Below are 19,569 nucleotides of genomic sequence, written 5' to 3' on the forward strand. Positions count from 1 at the left end.
TATTCTTTATCTTCGCACAATCGATTGAGCAAAAATATTAACCATTTGTACCATGATAATGAACGAGAAAAAGAAAATTTTGGTTATAGGGAGTGCCAATACGGATATGGTCATATCGGCAGAACACTTTCCTAAACCCGGCGAAACTTTGATTGGCCATGACTTTATGACGAATCATGGGGGAAAGGGTGCGAATCAGGCAGTGGCAGCTGCACGCCTTGGAGGATATACGGCGTTCATATGTAAGTTAGGAGATGACAGCTTTGGGCATTCCACAATGGAGATGCTGGAAAAGGAAGGTATTGATGTCTCGCATTCATCCTTCTCTGATAAGGCTTCTTCCGGAGTAGCTTTGATTTGCACGATTCCAAGTGGAGAAAATAGTATTATAATAGATTCGGGAACCAACGCGCTCTTGTCGCCAGACGATATGATAGCTGCCGAACCTCTTTTTGCCGACGCTGCTGTCGTGCTAATGCAGTTGGAAACTCCGATTGAAACCGTTATCAAGGCTGCCGAGCTTGGGAAAAAGCACGGAGCCTGTGTAATCCTGAATCCGGCTCCGGCTCCGACAAGTCCTCTTCCAGAGGCACTACTGAGGAATGTAGATTTGCTCATTCCAAATGAAACAGAGGCAGAATATATTGCGGGAGTTAATATCCAGACTGACGAAGATGTTGCTACGGTAATGGATAAGATTCAGAAGCTGGGCGTAAAGAATGTTATTATTACCGAGGGATATAAGGGAGTCTATGCTCGCATTGACGGAAAACTGGTGAAGGTTCCGGCCTTTAAGGTCAAGGCTGTGGATACTACGGCAGCCGGCGATACATTTTGCGGTGCTCTTTGCGTATCCCTCTGTAAAGGAAATAATTTAGAGGAAGCCATCCTCTTTGCCAACAAGGCGTCTTCTATCTCTGTTACCCGTCGCGGTGCCCAGATATCGATGCCGTATCTGAATGAAGTGAATTTATAAGTGATAATAACCAAAAAAATGAATTAGTATGTTTATAGTAAACAGTTATACGCTGGCCATTGTGCTTTGCGTAGTTACAATGCTTTGTTGGGGTTCTTGGGGCAATACCCAGAAGCTGGCAGGTAAGACATGGCGTTATGAACTTTTTTATTGGGACTATGTGATTGGCATCCTGATCTTCTCGCTGCTTATAGGCTTCACGCTGGGCAGCTTTGGCGAGAAAGGCGTTCCTTTCCTTGAGAATATTAAACAGGTAGCGCCTGCCGCCTTTACTTCTGCTATCGTGGGAGGTATTGTATTCAACCTTTCCAACATTCTGCTATCAGCATCAATCTCATTGGCAGGTCTTGCCGTAGCTTTCCCATTGGGCGTGGGTCTGGCACTGGTGCTGGGTGTCTTCAATACCTACTTCTTTTCTGGATCAGAGAATCAGGGGAATCCCGTGCTTATCTTCAGTGGCGTAGCTCTCATCGTAATAGCCCTTGTCTTGAATGGCATTGCGTCGGCCAAGAAAGGTTCTGACGATGCCAATAAGGCGAATAACAAGAAAGGTGTTATCCTGGCCATCGTCTCAGGAATCTTGATGTCAACCTTCTACGCTTTCGTAGCTCGTGCCATGGACCTTGACAACTTCGAGGCTCCGGCAACAGGAAAGGCTACTCCTTATGTAGCTTTCTTCATCTTCGCTCTGGGCATCTTCATCAGCAACTTCGTGTTCAACACCATCGTAATGAAGAAGCCTTTTGCGGGAGCTCCCGTAAGTTATGCTACTTATTTCAAAGGAAAGATGTCCACGCATCTTGTCGGGGTGCTTGGTGGCTTTGTCTGGGGACTTGGAACCGTGTTGAGCTATGTGGCCTCAGGGAAGGCTGGTGCCTCCATCTCCTATGCTTTAGGACAGGGTGCCCCGATGATTTCTGCTTTCTGGGGACTCTTTATTTGGAAGGAGTTCAAGGGAAGCAATAAGTCGGTCTACACATTGCTCACCCTCATGTTTGTATTTTTCATCGTAGGCTTGGGAATGATTGTAGCCGCAAGGTAATGGCCAGAATTGAAATAACTAAAAATAGACTAACGAAAAAATGATGAAAATCTTAAAGTTTCCGATACTGCTGAGTATGGCTTTGCTTTTGCCTTTGGGTAGCTTTGCCAAAAGTGTAACGATTTCCAAGGCTACCTTGATGGACAAGATCAAGGGGGGATGGGCCGGAAAAGTAATTGGCTGTACCTATGGTGGCCCCACGGAATTCAGGTATAAAGACCGGATGATTCCCGATAATGTGGAAATCAAATGGCCGGACCATCAAATCAAGTGGTATTATGACCATGCCTCGGGATTGTATGATGATGTATATATGGATCTGACTTTCGTGGACATCTTTGAGAAGAAGGGGCTGGATGCCCCCATCAATGACTTTGCCAATGCCTTTGCCAATGCCGGTTATCCATTGTGGCATGCAAATCAAAGTGCACGATACAATATCCTAATCGACAAATTGATGCCTCCACAGTCTGGCTATTGGAAGAACAATCCCCATGCTGATGATATTGATTTTCAGATAGAGGCCGACTATGCAGGCTTGATGAGTCCGGGTATGATTAATACGGCAGTAGGCTATACTGACCAGATTGGCCACATTATGAACTATGGCGACGGCTGGTATGGAGGAGTCTATGTGGCGGCAATGTTCTCGCTGGCTTTCGTCTCGAATGATGTCAACTATATTGTCAGCGAGGCTTTGAAGACCATCCCCGCACAGTCCACTTTCCATCAGTGTATTGCCGATGTCATTAAGGGGTACCAGCAGAATCCTACTGATTGGAAGAAGACTTGGCAGCTGATTCAGGATAAGTACGGAAAGGAAATCGGCTGCCCCGAAGGTGTGCTGAGCGACTTTAATATTGATGCCAAAATCAATAGCGCCTATTGTGTGATAGGATTGCTTTATGGTCAGGGAGACTATTCCAAGACTTTGGAGATTTCAACTCGCTGCGGTCAAGACTCCGACTGCAATCCTTCCACGGTGGGAGGTATCCTGGGAACCATGATGGGGTATAGCCAGATACCTGATTATTGGATGAAGCCTTTAAAGGAAGTGGAGGACCGTCCGGTCAAGTATACAGATATTTCCTTGAACAAGGCCAGTCAGATGAGTTTTGACCAGGCGTTGAAGGTAATTGCCAAGAATGGCGGGAAAGTTTCTTCTAAGGCTGTAACCATAAAGACGCAGAGGCCGAAGGCCGTACGCCTTGAGCAATCGTTCGAAGGTCTTGCGCTCGTCAAGAAGGTGGGCTTGAAGAACAAGCCGCTCGATTCACTGGGTGAAATAAAGTTCACGGGCTGCGGCATCGTGCTCCGTGGGAAACTTGAAGCAGATGACAAAGCCTATGTGGGATTGCTGGATGTATATATCGACGGAAAGAAGATGAAGACCGTCCAGCTGCCGGCTTCTAACCATAACAGGGCCAATGATATTTACTGGAACTATGACTTGGAGCAAGGCGATCATGTGCTTACCGTGAAGCGGCTGAATCCCAAGGATAATGTAAAGACAACGGCTTGGAGCTTAATCGTTTACAAGAAAGCAGAAAATTAGACTCATTCAATTTATGAAAAGACGAAAGATTGCCCTATCTCTCATCTTTATGTTAAGCATCCTTCCTGCTTTGGCGGGGAGGATGCCTTCGACTTATAAGATGAGCAAGAATACCCTTTTAAATAAGATAAAAGGAGGATGGGCCGGACAGACTATCGGAGTTACCTATGGCGGCCCTACTGAGTTCAAGTATTTGGGGCGTACCATTCCAGACACCACGGAAATCACATGGCCGGAGCATCAGTGCAAGTGGTATTTCGACCATGAGCCCTTCCTTTATGACGATATCTATATGGACCTTACCTTCGTGGGAGTCTACGATAAGTTAGGGCTGGATGCGCCTGCCGATGCGTTTGCCAAGGCTTTTGCCTATGCTCGATACGAGTTGGCACACGCCAACCAGCAGGCTCGTTACAACATTGCCGTAAAACATCTGAAGCCTTTGGAGTCCGGTCATTGGAAGAATAATCCGCATGCCGACGATATCGATTTCCAGATAGAGGCCGACTTTTCAGGCCTGATGAGTCCCGGAATGCCGAATGCAGCCATTCATTTTGGCGACCGGATAGGCCATTTGATGAACTATGGCGACGGCTGGTACGGCGGCGTCTTCGTGGGAGCAATGTATTCCCTTGCCTTCGTGAGTAGTAATATTGCCTATATCGTAGACACGGCGCTGAGGGCCATACCGCGCCAGAGCACATTCTATCAATGCATTAGTGATGTCATTCGCTGGCACAAGGAACATCCGGACAACTGGAGAACAACCTGGCAACTTGTGCAGGATAAATGGGCCGACGAGATAACCTGTCCCGACGGGGTGATGCAACCGTTTAACATCGATGCGAAACTCAATAGTGCCTATGTCGTGATGGGTCTGCTTTATGGAGAAGGAGACTTTGGCAAGTCATTGGAGATTTCCACCCGCTGCGGTCAGGATTCCGACTGCAATCCGTCTACCGTAGGTGGAATCTTGGGCGTTATCTTGGGCTACGACGGAATTCCTGAGCTTTGGATGAAGCCTTTGAGGGAGATAGAGGATATTCCGTTCAAGTATACAGGTATCTCCCTGAACAAGGCTTACGGCATGAGCTATGGGCAGGCCTTGCAGGTCATCGAGCAGTTTGGTGGCAAGGTGGGGTCCAACGCTGTCGAGATAAGGGTGGAGGAGCCTCTCGTGGTGCGCTTCGAGCAAAGCTACGACGGGCTTTACCTTGCCGAGAAGCGTGGCTTGGGGAACAAGTCGGTGCAGGATGTGGGAGCCATCCGATTCGATGGCTGTGGCATCGTGGTCCGTGGCAAGCTTGACTGTGCCGACAAAAAGTATGTGGGCGAGGTCGAGGTCTGGCTTGACGGCAAGAAGATTGAGACGCGGAAATGGCCCTCCCGGAAGTGGAGAAACCGTGCTCCCGAGGCCTATTCCCTTTTCGGCTTGCTTGATATGCCCCATGTGCTTACCTTCAAATTCTTGAATCCGCGCGACAGCGTGAAGACCGATTTGTGGAGTATTCTCGTATATAAATATAAGAAAACGGGTACCGAAGTCTTCACTACGGCTCGTGATGCCGAAGTGCCTTACCGCATTCCGGCCATTGCGCAGACCAAGACGGGCGACCTTATATATTTCACCGACTATCGTCCCTGTAAGGATGATATCGGTTTCGGACGGGTAGACCAGCATTATCGCATCTCCCGGGATGGCGGAAAAACCTGGGAAGCGGAGCAGATTCTTGTAGAGGGAACGGGCGTAAAGGGTGCCATGGACTGTGCCTACGGCGACCCGGTGATTGCCGCCGACCGCGAGAGCGATGAGCTCTATCTGGGCACGGGATGCTGCGACCGTCCTTATTATGCAGCCACTACCACCCGACAGAATCCTTTCCCGATGGTGAACTGGCGCAGCAAGGATGGGGGCAAGACATGGAGCCGGCCACGGAATATAACGGAACAGATTTACGGGATGCTCGACAAGGGCAGCCTGGGGCCTGCGCAGAGCCTGTTCTTCAGTAGTGGAAGGATGATGCAGAGCCGCATGGTGAAGAAGGGCAGGTATTACAGGCTCTATGTGGCTATCCTCGTCCGCGAACAAGGAAACTATGTGCTCTATTCCGATGACTTTGGGAACAATTGGAAAATCCTTGGTGGAAATCAGGTGCAGCCCTGCCTTAAGGGCGACGAGGCCAAGTGTGAGGAACTGCCCGACGGCTCCGTGCTCCTGAGTTCCCGCAAGCATGGAGGGCGCTTCTTCAATATCTTCAACTATACGGATGTGAAGAAAGGCAGGGGAACATGGCAGCAGTGTGCCGCCTCGCAGGATGATAACCACGGATGCCGGGCGACAGATAATTTCACCAACGGCGAGATTCTTTCGGTGAAGGCCGTACGGCAGGAAGACCAGAAAGAGGTAACCCTCCTGCTACAGAGCGTGCCGCTGGGGCCAGGTCGCTCGCATGTGGGCATCTGGTATAAGGCCCTCGAGAGCAAGGCCGACTATGCGTCGCCAGCCGTCATTGCACGGAATTGGGAGGATTTCTTCCAGGTTACGGCACGCAACTCTGCCTATAGCACCATGATTCAGCTGCACGATGGCAGTATAGCCTTTGCTTGGGAAGAGGCCACTTACGACCAGGCCTACACCGAAATGTTCCGTAGGCTCACCGTAGAGGAAATTACATGCGGAAAATATAAATAAGATACATTCCGCTGGAATGTATTGCATGGACACGGGGTATCAGCCTCAAAGGCCGATACCCCGTGTGTTTAATAGCGCATGATGCGCCCTTCCTTTATCTTCTTAGGGGCAGGAGCTTTAGCTGGATAACCCAGGATGCAGCAGCCTACGCCCTGATAGCCTTCCAGTCCGAGTTCTTTCATGATGGCCTGTCCCTCTGGCAGCTCGAGCATTTCCTTGCATCGGTTAATCCAGCAGGAGCCTGCGCCGATGGCAAAAGCCGCCGTCTGCATGGCACCGATGACCAGCGAGCCGTCTTTCACGGGGTTCAGGTCATACTTCGGAGTGCCGTCGTATCCCGGATCTACGGGTGCCACGATGAGGCAGACCGTGGGCGCGCCATAGAAAGGGTCGCCCTTCGTGCCCATGATGGCAGCGTTCAGGTCAGAGAGGAGCTTGATTTTCTCAGGCTCTTGAACCACTACGATTTTCGTCGATTGCTTATTGCTGCCGCTCGGGGCGTTGAGAGCACATTCGAGTATGGTATTCAGGTCTTCCTCCGAGATTTGCTGCCCGGTATATGTGCGGCAGCTCCTTCGGGTCTTCAGCGCTTCTATTGCTTCCATTTCTTATTGTTTTGCGTTTCTATTGTTCTTATCGGTGCCAAAGTTAGTCATTTTCTCTTAGACTCCGAAACATTCCTGCCGGAAAAACAGAAAACGGTCAGAAGCTCACCTCCACCCCATGAACATCTTCACGGTCTCCGGGTCGAGATGGTCGAAGAACTGGCTCTTCTTCAGGTCAAGTGCCAGTATTTGCTCCATCTCGGCATCGGTAAGGGTGAAGTCATAGATGTTGAAGTTTTCTATCATACGCTCCTTGTGCGTAGACTTCGGAATGATGATGACATCGCGCAGGGTGAGGTATCGTAGTGCTACAGCTGCCGCGCTCACGCCATGCTCCTTGCCGATTTCGGTGAGTACGGGGTTGGAAAAGAGCCCGTTACGCCCCTCTGCGAGCGGTCCCCAGGACATGATCCGGGTGCCGCACTCCATCATGTATGCATTGGCTTTTTGCTGCTGGCAGAACACATGGGTCTCCACCTGGTTCACGGCAGGCACAACCTCCACATTGCTTGCAAGGTCTATGAACTGATTCGGTTGGAAGTTGCTCACTCCGATTGCACGGAGCTTGCCCTCATGACAGGCTTCCTCGAGAGCACGGTAGGCACCGTAATAGTCGCAAAAAGGCTGGTGAAGCAACATCAGGTCGATGTATTCGGTTTGTAGTTTGCGCAGGCTTTCCTCGATGCTGGCCTTTGCCTTCTCGTATCCGTAATTGCTTATCCATACCTTCGAGACCAAGAACACCTCGTTGCGGAGAATGCCCGACTTCTTGACGGCGGCTCCCACGCCCTCCTCGTTGCCGTAAGCCTGTGCCGTATCCACCATGCGATAGCCCACGCTGAGCGCATCGCTCACGCAGCGTTCGGCCTCGGCTGGGTCAACTTGATAAACACCATACCCCAGCTGGGGCATCTCAACTCCATTGTTTAACTTGATTGTCTTCATATCTTTAAATGTTATAAGAATGCAGATAGGTTCACATGGAAATAACGGAAAATGTCCCGCCATGTTGTGGCGAAGTGCTAAAAAACCAATTGTTTGCACTCGCCCTCCGTCAAGTCAGCCTCCAGTGCCGGCGAAGAAATAAAGAAAGTTAAAAACTCGGGATAACTCCTCGGATTTGCCCGCGTTAGGGGAAGAATTAAGTAACTTTGCAGCGACAACAATAGAATAAGGTATATGATACACGGACATGAAGTACTCCAGATGATGGAGGGCAACAGCTATGCTACGCGAGAGGAACTCGTCAGCGAAATTATTGCGAGGTTCGGTGCGGAGGAGCGCTTCTACACTTGTTCCGCGGAAGACATGACGGCTGCGCAGCTTGTAGACTTCCTCGAGGCCCGGGGCAAGTTCATGCCTTCACGGCAGGACGGATTCACCGTAGACACAACTAAGGTTTGCAACCACCATTAATACCCTGATAAGTATGATTAAGATTTATGGCATGAAGACTTGCCCTGACTGTGCCTTCGTGGAAGCGCAGGTGAAGGGCGACGATCGCTACGAGGTTATCGACATCGGCGAACACATACGCTATCTGAAGGAATTCCTGCGCCTGCGGGATGGCAGCCCGGTCTTCTCTGAGGCCAGGCAGATGGGCTATGCCGGCATTCCCTGCTTTGTGCTGGAAGACGGCACCATCACCCTGAATCCGGAAGAAGCCGGCCTGAGAGCCCGGGATTCTGAGGGTGCTTCCTGTCGCCTTGACGGTACCGGTTGCTAATCGGTGGTGGTGGCGGCATGGGCATCCGCCGATTCGTTTAACTGCCTCCATATGAGTAAAACGGGCTGTTTTTAAGCCCAAAATAAGTTATTTTGTGATGTAAAATAACTTATTTTACCGACCAAAACAACTTATTTTAGCCTGTAAAATAACTTATTTTACTGAGCTTCTAACGGCCTTTTTCCCTTTCTGCGGACATAGACGGTCTGTCTTTCAGGTGTTTTTTGTCAAGAAGGCAATCTCATTGCGTTTTTCCGCCCGTTGTTTTATCTGTAGTGAGGAGAGATTTCCCGGGCATGGATTTGTGATAGGGGAATCTCCTCGCCACGGCAGGGGCGGCTTTCATCGCTGGTTTTTCTTGTAGCTGGCTACAGCCCATAGGTCCATCACCAGGGCAATGAGGGCGAGCGCCCCTACTTCACGGGTTATGCTCTGAAAGTCTCCTCCTCTGACGAATACCGTCCGGATGCCGTCAATGAAGTAATGTATGGGGTTGATGACGGTGGTCATTTGTGCCCACTCGGGCATGGAACGCACAGGAGTGAAGAGGCCGCTCATCAGGATGAATATCATCACGAAGAACCACAGTACGAACATGGCTTGCTGCATGGTGTCGTTATAGTTGGAGATGACAAGGCCGAATCCGCTGATGACGAGGGCCAGCAGCAGGGCCAGCAGGTAGATCAGGACCAAGCTCCCGGCACTCGTGATGCCGTAGATGAGCCATGAAAGCAAGAAACAGATGGTCATCACGACGACTGCGATGAGCCAGTAGGGGATGAGCTTGGCGAGGATAAAAGCCACCTTGCTCACGGGTGTTACATTGATGGCTTCGATGGTTCCCGCCTCTTTTTCTCCTACGATGTTGAGGGTCGGAAGTGCCCCGCAGATGAGCATGACGAGGATGGCCATGAGAGCGGGTATCATGAAAAGCTTGTAGTCCAAGTGCTTGTTATAGAGATAGAGCACGCTCACGGCATCTTCCGCCTTGTCGAGCGCAGGCAGGTCAAGGTGCTGCGACACGATTTGCGACATGTATCTGCCGCCCATCATGCCCTTGGTGCCGTTCACGGCATTGGCTGCAATGAGAATCTGCGCCTTGTGTCCGTTCTGCCTGTCGCGGCTGAAGCCCGCGGGAATCTCCACGATGAGGTCGGCTTCCGACCGCTCCACATCCTCCAGGGCGGCCTGGTAGTCAGGCTTCTGGCCGTGGAAGATGAAGTAGCGGCTGGCTTCGATGCGATGTACCAATTGCTGTGAGAAGGGCGAACGGTCATTGTCCACCACATCCACGACGATGTTTTTCACCTCCATGTCCATCACCCACGGCATCACGCACATGATGACGACGGGAAACACGACGATGAACTTCGGCAGGAACGGATTGCGCCGAATCTGCAGGAACTCCTTCCAGATGAGATATTTGAGGGTCGACATAGTTACTCGAGTCTTGTGTTAAACTTCTTGAGAGCCACGAGCAGGAAGAAGAGAGTCATCCCTGCGAGCACGAGGACCTCTTGTGTTGCGTTCCCCACGGATACTCCCATAATCATCAGCTTACGCATCGCGCTGATGTAGTAGCGAGGTGGTATCACGGCGGAGATCCATTGCAGAACCGCCGGCATGCTCTCTATGGGAAACATCATACCGCTGAGCAGGATGCTCGGCATCAGCAAAATCATGGCCGAGACGATGAGAGCCACGAGCTGGGTCTTGGCTATCGTGCTGATGAGCAGTCCCAGCGAGAGAGCCAGCAGGATGTAGAGTGAAGAGACGAGAATGATGGCCGTGAGGCTTCCTGCCAATGGAACCCCAAGCACGAAGCGCGACATGAGCAGGATGCAGATAAGCACGGTGAAGGCCAAAGCCAGATAGGGCACGGCCTTCGCGATGATGATCATGAGCGGTCTTACGGGCGACACGAGCAGTACCTCCATCGTTCCGCGCTCCTTCTCCTTGACGATGCTGATGCTCGTCATCATGGCGCAGATGAGCATCAGCAGCACCCCCATGATGCCGGGCACGAAGTTATAGCTGCTCTTCATCCGCGGATTATAGAGCAGTCGCATGGATATCGGGCTGCTGGAGGAGGCGTTTTGCAGAACGAGCGAGGCATAGTTGGCATACTGCTGGGCCATGTTGGGGTCGGCTCCGTCGGTAATCAGTTGTATTCCGCCCTGCCGGCTGTCGAAGTCGGGGCTGAAGACGATGGCCATATCTGCCTTCTGCCCTCGGATGAGCTGCTCCGCCTCGGCGGGCGTATGGACATGGTCGGCCAGGCTGAAGTATTCCGACTGGTCAAGCTCCACCATCTTCTGCTGGGTCAGGGGGCTCATCCTTGAGGTAACGACGACGGTTCGCACATTGCGCACATCCGTGCTGATGGCAAAGCCGAAGAGCAGCATCTGCACGATGGGCATGGCAAAGAGGATGAGCATCGTGCGCTTGTCGCGCGTGATATGGCGGCCTTCCTTGATGACGAATGCGATAAACTCTTTCATGACTTAGTCTGATTTGCGGGTTGCCTGTCGGGCTAAATAGGTGAAGACGGCCTCCATGTCGGGCAGGGCGAACTGCTGCTTAAGTTCCTCGGGACTTCCCATGGCACTGATTTTCCCATCCACCATGATGGAGATTCGGTCGCAGTATTCCGCCTCGTCCATGTAGTGGGTGGTAACAAATACCGTGATGCCCCGTGCGGCAGCATCATAGATGAGTTGCCAGAACTGTTTGCGGGTGGCGGGATCCACGCCTCCCGTGGGTTCGTCGAGGAATACGATGCCGGGCTCGTGGAAGATGCTTACCGAGAAAGCGAGCTTCTGCTTCCATCCCAGCGGCAGCTTCCTGACGATGCTGTCGCGCTGTCCCTCCATGCCTAAGTAGGCCAGCATCGAGTCGGTCTTCGCCTTGATTTCCTGTTCGTCCATGCCGTAGATGCCCCCGAAGAGGCGTATGTTCTCCGCCACGGTCAGGTCTTCGTAGAGCGAGAACTTCTGACTCATGTAGCCGATGTGCTTCTTTATCTGTTCATATTCTCTCGAGATGTCGAACCCCATGACGCTGCCCCTGCCGCTGGTGGGCTGGTTCAGTCCCGTGAGCATGTGCATGGCGGTGGTCTTCCCGGCCCCGTTTGCCCCGAGGAAGCCGAATATCTCACCTCTTCTGACCGTGAAGGATATGTCGTCTACGGCGCGGAAGGAGCCGAAGGCCTTGACAAGGTGCGACACTTCTATCACATTCTGTGGTGCGGAAGGCTCCTCCGGGCCTGTCGGGGCTTTGCTCGGAGGAGCGGGATTGAATACTCCCTTGAACCGGGTGATGAGTTCGTCGGGCGTACCGATACCCTTCACGGAGCTTTGGTTCTTCGCTTCCTCGTCGGGAGAAGAAAGGTAGGCCACGCGCTCGCACATCCTCACTTCGTTCAGATAAGGCGTTGCGGCCACGATGGTGATGCCTTTCTCTTTCAGATTGATGAGCATTTCCCACAGCTCCCTGCGACTGACGGGGTCGACGCCGGTAGTAGGCTCGTCGAGGAAAAGCACTCTCGGCTGATGGACGAGGGCGCACGAAAGGGCGAGTTTTTGCTTCATCCCGCCTGACAGCGCGCCAGCCTTACGATTGCGGAAAGGCTCTATCTGTGAGTAGATGGGCTTGATGAGGTCGTAGCCTTCGTCGATGGTCGTGCCGAACAGGGTGGCGAAGAATTCGAGGTTTTCCTGTACGGAGAGGTCTTGATAGAGCGAGAACTTGCCGGGCATATACCCCAACCGGCTGCGTATCTGCGTCATCTGGCGCACGACATCGAACCCGTCTACCGTGGCCGTGCCGGCATCCGGCAGGAGGAGCGTGGCCAGAATACGGAAAAGCGTGGTCTTCCCGGCTCCGTCGGGTCCTATGAGTCCGAAGAGTTCCCCGGGCTTTACGGAGAGCGAGACATCCCTCAGAGCCTGTCTGCTTCCATAGTTTTTCGACAGGTGGCTTATCTCGATGGCCGGCTGCATGCTTGCGCCTTCTTCTTTCATCTTTATTCTTTATTCTGCCGTCCGTACTTCCACCGACCCGTACATGCCGATTTTGATGTAACCGTCGTTCTTTACGGCCACCTTCATGGCATATACCAGATCGGCCCGCTCGTCGTCGGTAAGGATGGTTTTGGGCGTAAACTCACTCTTCGAGGATATCCATGTTACCGTGCCCCGATACTCCTTGCGGTCGCCGTTGCCGTAATCGGCGAAGACCTTTGCCGTCTGTCCGATGCGGACTTGCTTCAGTTGCGCCGTCGTGATGTAGGCGCGGAGATACATGTGGTCGATGTCCGCGACCTTGAAGAGCGGCTTTCCTGTGGTGGCAAACTCCCCCGCTTCGGCGTATTTCTCAAGCACGATGCCCGTGATGGGCGCATGGATGTGGCACTTCAGGAGCTGGTCGGCTATCTGGAGCCTTTCCACATCGGCCGTTCCCATCTGTGCATTGAGGCTCTTCGTGGAAGTGTTGAGAGCCGAGGTCTGCGCCTCGAGCTGGCGTTGGAGCACTTGCAGCTGGCTCCGTGCGTCGTCGAGGAGCTTGCGGTTGGCAGCTCCCTCCTTGACGAGCTGCGCATAGCGGTTTACATCCTCACGGGCTTTCTTGATCTGCTGGGTGGTGGCGGCCACTTGTTTGTGCGCCTCCGGCTTCTGGCTCTCGTAGACGATCTTCGTCGCTCCTACCTGCCGTGCCCTCAGATAGAGTTGCACCGTGTCGATGAGTCCCACCTGGGTTCCGGCCTCAACCTTGTCTCCCTCGGTGATGTCGAGTCGCAGCAGCTTGCCCGTTTGCTCAGCTGAGACGGTGATTTCCGTGGCTTCGAAAGTTCCGGAGGCAAAGTTACCTTTCTCCTCGTTGTCGCAAGCGACAGGAATAATCGCCGCAAATATCATTACGATGGCATTCTTTAATATCTTCATGTGTCTATGATTTTTATGTAGGATAGTTCTATTCAGTTTCCCTTGAGGGTATTCAGGGCATACAGTTCCTTGAGGAGCTCAATCTCGTGGAGCGCCTTCTGCTGGCGTGCCAGGGCGACGGCATTGATGTCGCGGAGCATTTCGTTGACGCTTTCCGTGCCCAGCCTCACCTTGCTCTCGCTTTTGGCGCGGATGCTCTCTCGCAGGTTTACAATCTCTTCATCTTGTTTGATCTGTTTCCGTAGGATATTGATATTACTGCTGCCGTTCTCTTCCAGCAGGGAGTTGTTGAAGAGGAAGGTTTCCCGCTGTGCGTCTATCTGTCGGCGTTGGGTCTCCAGCAGTCGGAGGTCGTTCCGCCGCGAGTAGAGTGCGCCGATGTTCCAGCTCAGCGTGAAGCCGCCTGCGAGCATGCCGTTCCTCATCATATCGGTTACCTTGGTGTGATAAGTGCCCATCCCGAAGGCTTTCAGGGTAGGGTGGAGCCGTGTGTCCAACTGCCGTCGCCGTGCGTCTATCATTCGGTTTTGGGCTGCGTAGTATTGCAGTTCCGGGCGTGTGTTCTCCCGTTGGCTATCCTTGACAGGAGGAACGGCGAGCCGGGTTTCTTCCCCGAGGGATTGCCTGATGAAGATGCCGAGCATGTGCAGATAGGCCGTCCTGGAGGCCTGTTGGGCATCATAGGCCTGTTGGGCCTTCACTTCTTCCACCCTTACGGCATCGAGGTCGCTTTGGTTTGCCACTCCTCCCCGCATCATGCTCTCCACGCCCTTGCGGGCAATGCCGAGGTCGTTTTGCAGCAACTGGGTCTGCCTAAGCCGCTCGTCGAGCATGAGTATGCCGAAGTAGAGCTGCTCGATGCGCTGGTTGAGCTCATAGAGCGACACCTTGAGCTGCTGGGTTTGCACATCTGCCTGTGCGCTTGCCACCTCTTTCTGCGCCTTGACCTGTCCGCCGTCGTACAGGTTCTGGTTGACGACGACCGAGCCGGCAGCCATCCAGTTCTCTGTCTCGAGCCCCATCTGCCGCATGGGGGGACTTGTCTTGAGCACATCGGTGAAGGTCGCGGCCGCGGCCGAAACGCTGACTTGCGGCAGCCAGGCTTTCTGTGCGTTCTTCAGAGTATAGTCGCGCGACAGCTTTATGAGGTCATATTGCCTCACGGCGGGATAGTTGTCGTGGGCCTTCTGTTTGCATTCCTCGAGCGTAATCGACTGTGCCTGTGCCATCAGAGGCAGCATGTATAGGATGACATAGATGATTTTCCTCATAGTTCCGGTGTTAATTCTTTGTCGTAAGTCTGGCTGCAAAGATACGCTCCAATTTCTTATATGCCGTTATCTGCAAGTAGAAGAAAAAGCTCTTTTCGTACACAATATGTCGAAAAAGAATACGATATGATGTTTTTTTATTATCTTTGCGTCATATCAAGGTTGGAATATGCAGGCAAGAAAACCAGAAAAGCTCACCTTTGAGCGTATGACTGAATTGTTCAATGACGACTCCGCTCGTCAGTCCGACAAAGTGTTGTTAGGCAAGGAGATGTCCATTATCTTCGATGTCAGCGCGGGCGTGCAGCGTGTGGTGCAGTCGGGCTTGTTGCTGCAGATGCCGGACTATCGCTGTGGATTCATCCGTCGGGGCTGGGTACGGGCGAAGATAAACCTCGTGGAATATACCATCGGTGCCGGTACCATGGCTTTCCTGACGCCCGGGAGCATCGCGGAGCCTCTGGAGTGTAGCGCCGACTTTATGCTGGAGGGCATGGCCGTGTCGGCCGAGTTGGTGCATCTGGCACTCAACAACCATCTGCCGAGAATCTTCAATGGACACAAGACCGATGGGCGGGTGCGGGTGTCGGAGGAGACCTGCGGCATAGGCGACCGCATGTTACATCTGCTTTTCGATGTCTCTCACAAGACCCGCTACGACAATCAGGTTGTCTTGAACCTCATCGCGGCCTATCTGAACTTTTTCGACCAGCAGTTTGCCGAAGGCATGGAAATGCCGGTAGGCCATAATGTCAGCGAGCGATTCCTCTTCGAGCGTTTTCTCTCCCTCGTCAACAACCATAGCCGCAAAGAGCACCACCTCGGCTTCTATGCCGGCAAGATGTGCATCACGGTGCGCTATCTGAGCACGATGATTCGCAAGGCGAGCGGCGTTACGGCCAAGGAATGGATAGACCGATCGCTCGTTACGCAGGCCAAGGTGATGCTTAGCTACAGCAACAAGAATGTGATGGAGATAGCCGACGAGTTGAACTTCCCGAATGCCAGCTTCTTCTGCAAGTATTTCAAGCGACTGGCCGGATGCACGCCGCAGCAGTACAGGGCGGCAAGGTAATCTCCTCGGGCGTGTCTCGATTTTTCCCATAGGTGGTAAATGCAGTTTGCCGATGTGGCTCGGGGGATGATTACCAGCCATTGGTAACAGTATTACCAGCAAGTGGTAATCTCATTACCAACGGCTGGTAACGGCGTTACCACTTGCTGGTAATTCCATGGTAAGCAGCTTTGAGGGCGGCGGATTCACATTTCCCTGGTTTTTCTTGGCGGTTTGAATCTAAATTCTTAATTTTGTATGCGCCTCCCCGGGGGCATATTCCTGCCGTGTGCGAGCGGGGAGTCGGAATCGGAAGAATACCATGAGAGCCTACGCTAAATGAAGAAAAGCCTATGAACCAGAAAAGAATCAACCTGCTTCTTGCCCTTGCCGGCGTCATCGTTGTCGTGATGCTGGGCTTCTATCTGTATGCCACGCAGAAATACGGGCTGGCTTTTCGCGAGCAGCAACAGCTCTATCTGGACACCGCAGCCTATCGGACAGGCGTGCTGGAAGAGGCCGGAGGCCTTGCTACTCTGCTGTCGCGCTATCTGGTGGACGGCTTCTGGCGGCTGTGGGCGGGAGCTGTCTGTACGGCCGTCGTGTGCGGTCTGTCGTCGTTCTTCACATGGTTGGTCATCTGGAAGATAGGCGGTGGGTGGCATTTGTTCCCCCTCTGCTTTCTCCCTTCCCTGTTCCTTGTCATCTCCCTGCTCGACAATGCGTTCCTCTATCAGGGGCTTACGGCCTTCTTGCTGGCCGTTATGGCTCTGTATGCCTACACCTTCTGCTCTGGCAGGGGAGTGTGGGGGCGAATCGCGATAGGTGCCTTGCTGGTGATCGTCCTGTTCTGCACGGCAGGTTCCGTGGCGCTGCCCTTTGCGGTGAGTGCCGTGCTCTATGATGCTTTCAAGAGGCGCAGGCGGGTGGCATGGTCGCTCGTGCTTGTCGCCGTGGCCCTGCTTACTGCGTTCGTAGCGGTCAAGGCGGGATATGTAGCTACCTACAGGCATGCCCTCACCCCGCTTTTCTATGTCTATGCTGTCGACGAGACCCTTCCGTTTGTCCACTGGCTGGCCTGGATTCTGCTGCCCGTGGTGCTTGCGGCGGCCTTTTTCCTGTCCGGTCTTTCTGGCGGACACAGGGCGGCGAAGGCCGCATCGGCATTACTGACAGCCTTGGCCGTGGTGTCTGCCTTTGTGTGGAGTTACCGCTGGAAGCAGCATCCTGCGGCTGAACATTTCATGGAATTGAACTATCATTTGCAGCATGGCCAGTGGGCGTCGATTGTCTCCGCCTGTCAGGGCGGTCCCTCCAATGCCCACGAGGCCAACTTCCTGAACCTGGCCTTAGCCCATGAAAGCAAGCTGTGCGAGCGTCTTTTCGATTATCAGCAGGTAGGGCCGGAGTATCTGTTGGCAAACGGCAACAGTCAGGACTTGGGCCAGCTCACGCTGAATGCGCATGTGCTCTATGCGATGGGGAATATTGCCGCCGCACAGAGCGAGGCTTTCAACGCGTTGTTCTCGCTGAGTGGATATAATCCCACGATGCTGAAGATGCTGGCCGACTGCGAGCTGATTCGCGGCGACTACAAGCTGGCCGACAAATATCTGACCCTGCTCGGGCAGAACGGGCATTACCGCGACTGGGCCGTCGGGCGGCGACGCTTCCTGAAAAACGACAAGCTCGTGGAACAGGACAGCGTCCTCGGCCGTGGCAGGAAAGACCTTCCTCGGGAGGAGGCATTCGTCCTTTTCACCAATCCTATGGACGATATGTACAAGATTGTGGAAACAAATCCTGCCGACGGAATGGTCATGGACTATGCCCTGGCCTATCTCTTGCTCTGCAAGGACATAGAGCATGTGCGCCAGTTCATCGACAAATACTATGGCACGCCCGGCCTCCGGAGGCTTCCGAAGGCGGCGCAGGAGGCACTGCTGTTCTATTCCGACTACTTCAACTCCATGGACGAGGGCTATGCCTCGGAGCTCGGACTGACACCGGAGCAGTTTGCCCGTAACCGGAGCGTCGACCAGCAGTATTGCCGGGAGCACGGAGTGGAAGAGGAAACATTCAGTCGCTTCGCCGTTTTCCGTAGTGCATACGGCCGTGCGCAGCAGAATCCTTCCGCGGAGTTGTACGACTACCGCGACACTTTCTGGTATTATATACTGTTCATCCAGACAAAACAAGTAGCGCCTTATGCGAAAGATAATATCTATTAGCCTCATTGCGATGCTCCTCCTGGCAGCCTGCCAGCAGGAGCGGATTACGCTGACGGGGCATTTGGATGCCCTGCCGTCGGTGTATCCCGACTATCGGAATGTTACCGTTCCGTGTAACATCGCCCCCCTGAATTTCTCTTATCTGGGCGGCGGAGAGTGCTGCCTGCTTGTCGAGGGCAGGTCGGGAACGGTGCAGATAAAGGGCGACGGCGGTCTGTTCGACCTCTCCTCCGCCTGGGCGGAACTGATGGAAGCCAACAAGGGGGGCAGCCTGAAGCTCACGGTGGCTGTTGAAAAGAACGGCGAATGGGCGGGTTACAGGGCGTTTCAGATTCATGTCTCGCCCGACAGCATCGATCCCTATCTGTCTTATCGGCTGATTCCTCCCGGCTACAGAGGCTGGGATCAGATGGGCATTTACCAGCGCGACTTGGAAAGCTATGAGCAGACGGCCATCTACGAGAACACGCTTACCAATCGCAACTGCGTGAATTGCCATTCCTATTGTCAGGGAAACCCCGACCGGATGCTGTTTCATTCCCGCGCCGTTTTTGCCGGTACGGTGATGTTGCGGGGAGGAGAACTGGAAAAACTGAACACCAAGACCGATTCCACCCTTAGTGCCTTGGTCTATCCCTACTGGCATCCGTCAGGGCGGTATGTGGCCTTTTCCGTGAACAAGACCTATCAGGATTTCTTCAATCACCATGCCAACCGCATCGAGGTTTACGACGCCGCGTCGGATGTGGTGGTGTATAATGTGGCGACAAAGCAGATTGCCTACTCCCCTCTGACGAAGTCGGAGAAGGCCTTTGAGACCTTCCCCACCTTCTCACCCGACGGTAAGAGCCTGTATTTCTGTACGGCAGAGGCCGTCGACTCGATGCCGCAGAAATATAGGAAGGTGAAATACAGCCTCTGCCGCATTGACTTCCATCCCGCCGACATGTCGTTCGGAAACCGGGTGGACACGCTCTACAATGCCGTCAGGAATGGCAGGAGCGTCTGTCTGCCACGCGTTTCTCCCGACGGCAGGATGCTTGTCTTCACCCTTCAGGAGTTCGGCAACTTCGCCATCTGGCACAAGGATGCCGACCTGTATGCCGTCAACCTGCGGACAAGAGACTGCTATCCGCTGAGCGAGGCCAACTCTAAAGATGTGGACAGTTACCACTCCTGGAGTCGCAACAGCCGCTGGCTGGTGTTCAGTTCGCGGCGCGGAGACGGACTCTATACCCGTCCCTACATTGCTTACATCGGCAAGGACGGCAAGGCCCGCAAGCCTTTCCTCCTTCCGCAGCAGAATCCCCTGAAGTATTACAAGGCCCTGATGTTCTCCTATAATATTCCGGAGTTGATGGTGAAGAAGGCCACGGTGAGCAAGGCGGCCATTGCCGACCTGCTACGGAACGGCAAGGGCGCTGATGTAAGCGTGAAGAAATAGTTTCTGAAGAAAGCGTATGGCTTTCAGGCT

The 19,569-nt window shown here is 53.2% G+C and carries 16 protein-coding genes; 9 read left to right on the forward strand and 7 right to left on the reverse strand.

The window, feature by feature from the left end; all coding sequences use genetic code 11:
• Window positions 1–58: 58 nt before the first annotated feature.
• The 4 genes from rbsK to BM114_RS00975 all read left to right on the forward strand — a co-directional run bounded on the left by rbsK (window position 59) and on the right by BM114_RS00975 (window position 6,265).
• Window positions 59–976 (forward strand): ribokinase, encoded by a 918-nt coding sequence (gene rbsK / locus BM114_RS00960; protein ID WP_092109725.1) that lies wholly within the window; start codon window positions 59–61, stop codon window positions 974–976.
• A gap of 28 nt (window positions 977–1,004) precedes the next feature.
• Complete coding sequence (locus BM114_RS00965; protein WP_092109266.1) at window positions 1,005–2,018, forward strand: GRP family sugar transporter; 1,014 nt, start codon at window positions 1,005–1,007, stop codon at window positions 2,016–2,018.
• A gap of 43 nt (window positions 2,019–2,061) precedes the next feature.
• On the forward strand, window positions 2,062–3,573 hold the full coding sequence (locus BM114_RS00970; RefSeq protein ID WP_369808389.1) for an ADP-ribosylglycohydrolase family protein: 1,512 nt from the start codon (window positions 2,062–2,064) through the stop codon (window positions 3,571–3,573).
• 100 nt (window positions 3,574–3,673) lie between these two features.
• The gene (locus BM114_RS00975; protein WP_255406379.1) at window positions 3,674–6,265 is read left to right on the forward strand and encodes an ADP-ribosylglycohydrolase family protein; all 2,592 of its coding nucleotides are present in this window, start codon (window positions 3,674–3,676) and stop codon (window positions 6,263–6,265) included.
• A 68-nt stretch (window positions 6,266–6,333) separates the two neighbouring features.
• On the opposite strand, the gene BM114_RS00980 is transcribed toward BM114_RS00975, so the two are convergent.
• The gene (locus BM114_RS00980; RefSeq protein ID WP_092109275.1) at window positions 6,334–6,870 is read right to left on the reverse strand and encodes a nitroreductase family protein; all 537 of its coding nucleotides are present in this window, start codon (window positions 6,868–6,870) and stop codon (window positions 6,334–6,336) included.
• A gap of 105 nt (window positions 6,871–6,975) precedes the next feature.
• Window positions 6,976–7,815 (reverse strand): aldo/keto reductase, encoded by an 840-nt coding sequence (locus BM114_RS00985; protein ID WP_092109278.1) that lies wholly within the window; start codon window positions 7,813–7,815, stop codon window positions 6,976–6,978.
• Window positions 7,816–8,049: 234 nt separating this feature from the next.
• Here BM114_RS00985 and BM114_RS00990 point away from each other — a divergent pair, with 234 nt between their 5' ends.
• Together BM114_RS00990 and BM114_RS00995 are read left to right on the forward strand one after the other, a co-directional pair.
• Entirely contained in the window at window positions 8,050–8,286 is a 237-nt protein-coding gene (locus tag BM114_RS00990; RefSeq protein ID WP_092109281.1) for a YecH family metal-binding protein, read from the forward strand.
• A 13-nt stretch (window positions 8,287–8,299) separates the two neighbouring features.
• On the forward strand, window positions 8,300–8,596 hold the full coding sequence (locus BM114_RS00995; protein ID WP_092109285.1) for a glutaredoxin-related protein: 297 nt from the start codon (window positions 8,300–8,302) through the stop codon (window positions 8,594–8,596).
• A 342-nt stretch (window positions 8,597–8,938) separates the two neighbouring features.
• On the opposite strand, the gene BM114_RS01000 is transcribed toward BM114_RS00995, so the two are convergent.
• Genes BM114_RS01000 through BM114_RS01020 form a run of 5 tightly spaced genes read right to left on the reverse strand, consistent with a single transcriptional unit; the run spans window position 8,939 to window position 14,810 of the window.
• A complete protein-coding gene (locus tag BM114_RS01000) occupies window positions 8,939–10,033 on the reverse strand; it encodes an ABC transporter permease (RefSeq protein WP_092109288.1) in 1,095 nt (364 codons plus the stop codon).
• Window positions 10,034–10,035: 2 nt separating this feature from the next.
• Window positions 10,036–11,097, reverse strand: coding sequence for an ABC transporter permease (locus tag BM114_RS01005; RefSeq protein WP_092109291.1), 1,062 nt, complete (start codon window positions 11,095–11,097; stop codon window positions 10,036–10,038).
• 3 nt (window positions 11,098–11,100) lie between these two features.
• On the reverse strand, window positions 11,101–12,618 hold the full coding sequence (locus BM114_RS01010; RefSeq protein WP_255406380.1) for an ATP-binding cassette domain-containing protein: 1,518 nt from the start codon (window positions 12,616–12,618) through the stop codon (window positions 11,101–11,103).
• A 9-nt stretch (window positions 12,619–12,627) separates the two neighbouring features.
• Window positions 12,628–13,539: an HlyD family secretion protein gene (locus tag BM114_RS01015; RefSeq protein WP_092109295.1), complete on the reverse strand. Its 912-nt coding sequence runs from the start codon at window positions 13,537–13,539 to the stop codon at window positions 12,628–12,630.
• Window positions 13,540–13,571: 32 nt separating this feature from the next.
• On the reverse strand, window positions 13,572–14,810 hold the full coding sequence (locus BM114_RS01020; RefSeq protein ID WP_092109298.1) for a TolC family protein: 1,239 nt from the start codon (window positions 14,808–14,810) through the stop codon (window positions 13,572–13,574).
• 169 nt (window positions 14,811–14,979) lie between these two features.
• On the opposite strand from BM114_RS01020, the gene BM114_RS01025 reads away from it, so the two are divergent.
• The 3 genes from BM114_RS01025 to BM114_RS01035 all read left to right on the forward strand — a co-directional run bounded on the left by BM114_RS01025 (window position 14,980) and on the right by BM114_RS01035 (window position 19,539).
• Window positions 14,980–15,885: a helix-turn-helix transcriptional regulator gene (locus BM114_RS01025; RefSeq protein ID WP_092109301.1), complete on the forward strand. Its 906-nt coding sequence runs from the start codon at window positions 14,980–14,982 to the stop codon at window positions 15,883–15,885.
• A 332-nt stretch (window positions 15,886–16,217) separates the two neighbouring features.
• Entirely contained in the window at window positions 16,218–18,095 is a 1,878-nt protein-coding gene (locus BM114_RS01030) for a DUF6057 family protein (protein WP_092109304.1), read from the forward strand.
• On the forward strand, window positions 18,073–19,539 hold the full coding sequence (locus tag BM114_RS01035; RefSeq protein ID WP_092109307.1) for a TolB family protein: 1,467 nt from the start codon (window positions 18,073–18,075) through the stop codon (window positions 19,537–19,539). Before BM114_RS01030 ends, BM114_RS01035 begins: the two co-directional genes overlap by 23 nt.
• Window positions 19,540–19,569: the final 30 nt, after the last annotated feature.

Source organism: Prevotella sp. KH2C16 (assembly GCF_900113305.1).
Classification (GTDB): Bacteria; Bacteroidota; Bacteroidia; order Bacteroidales; family Bacteroidaceae; genus Prevotella.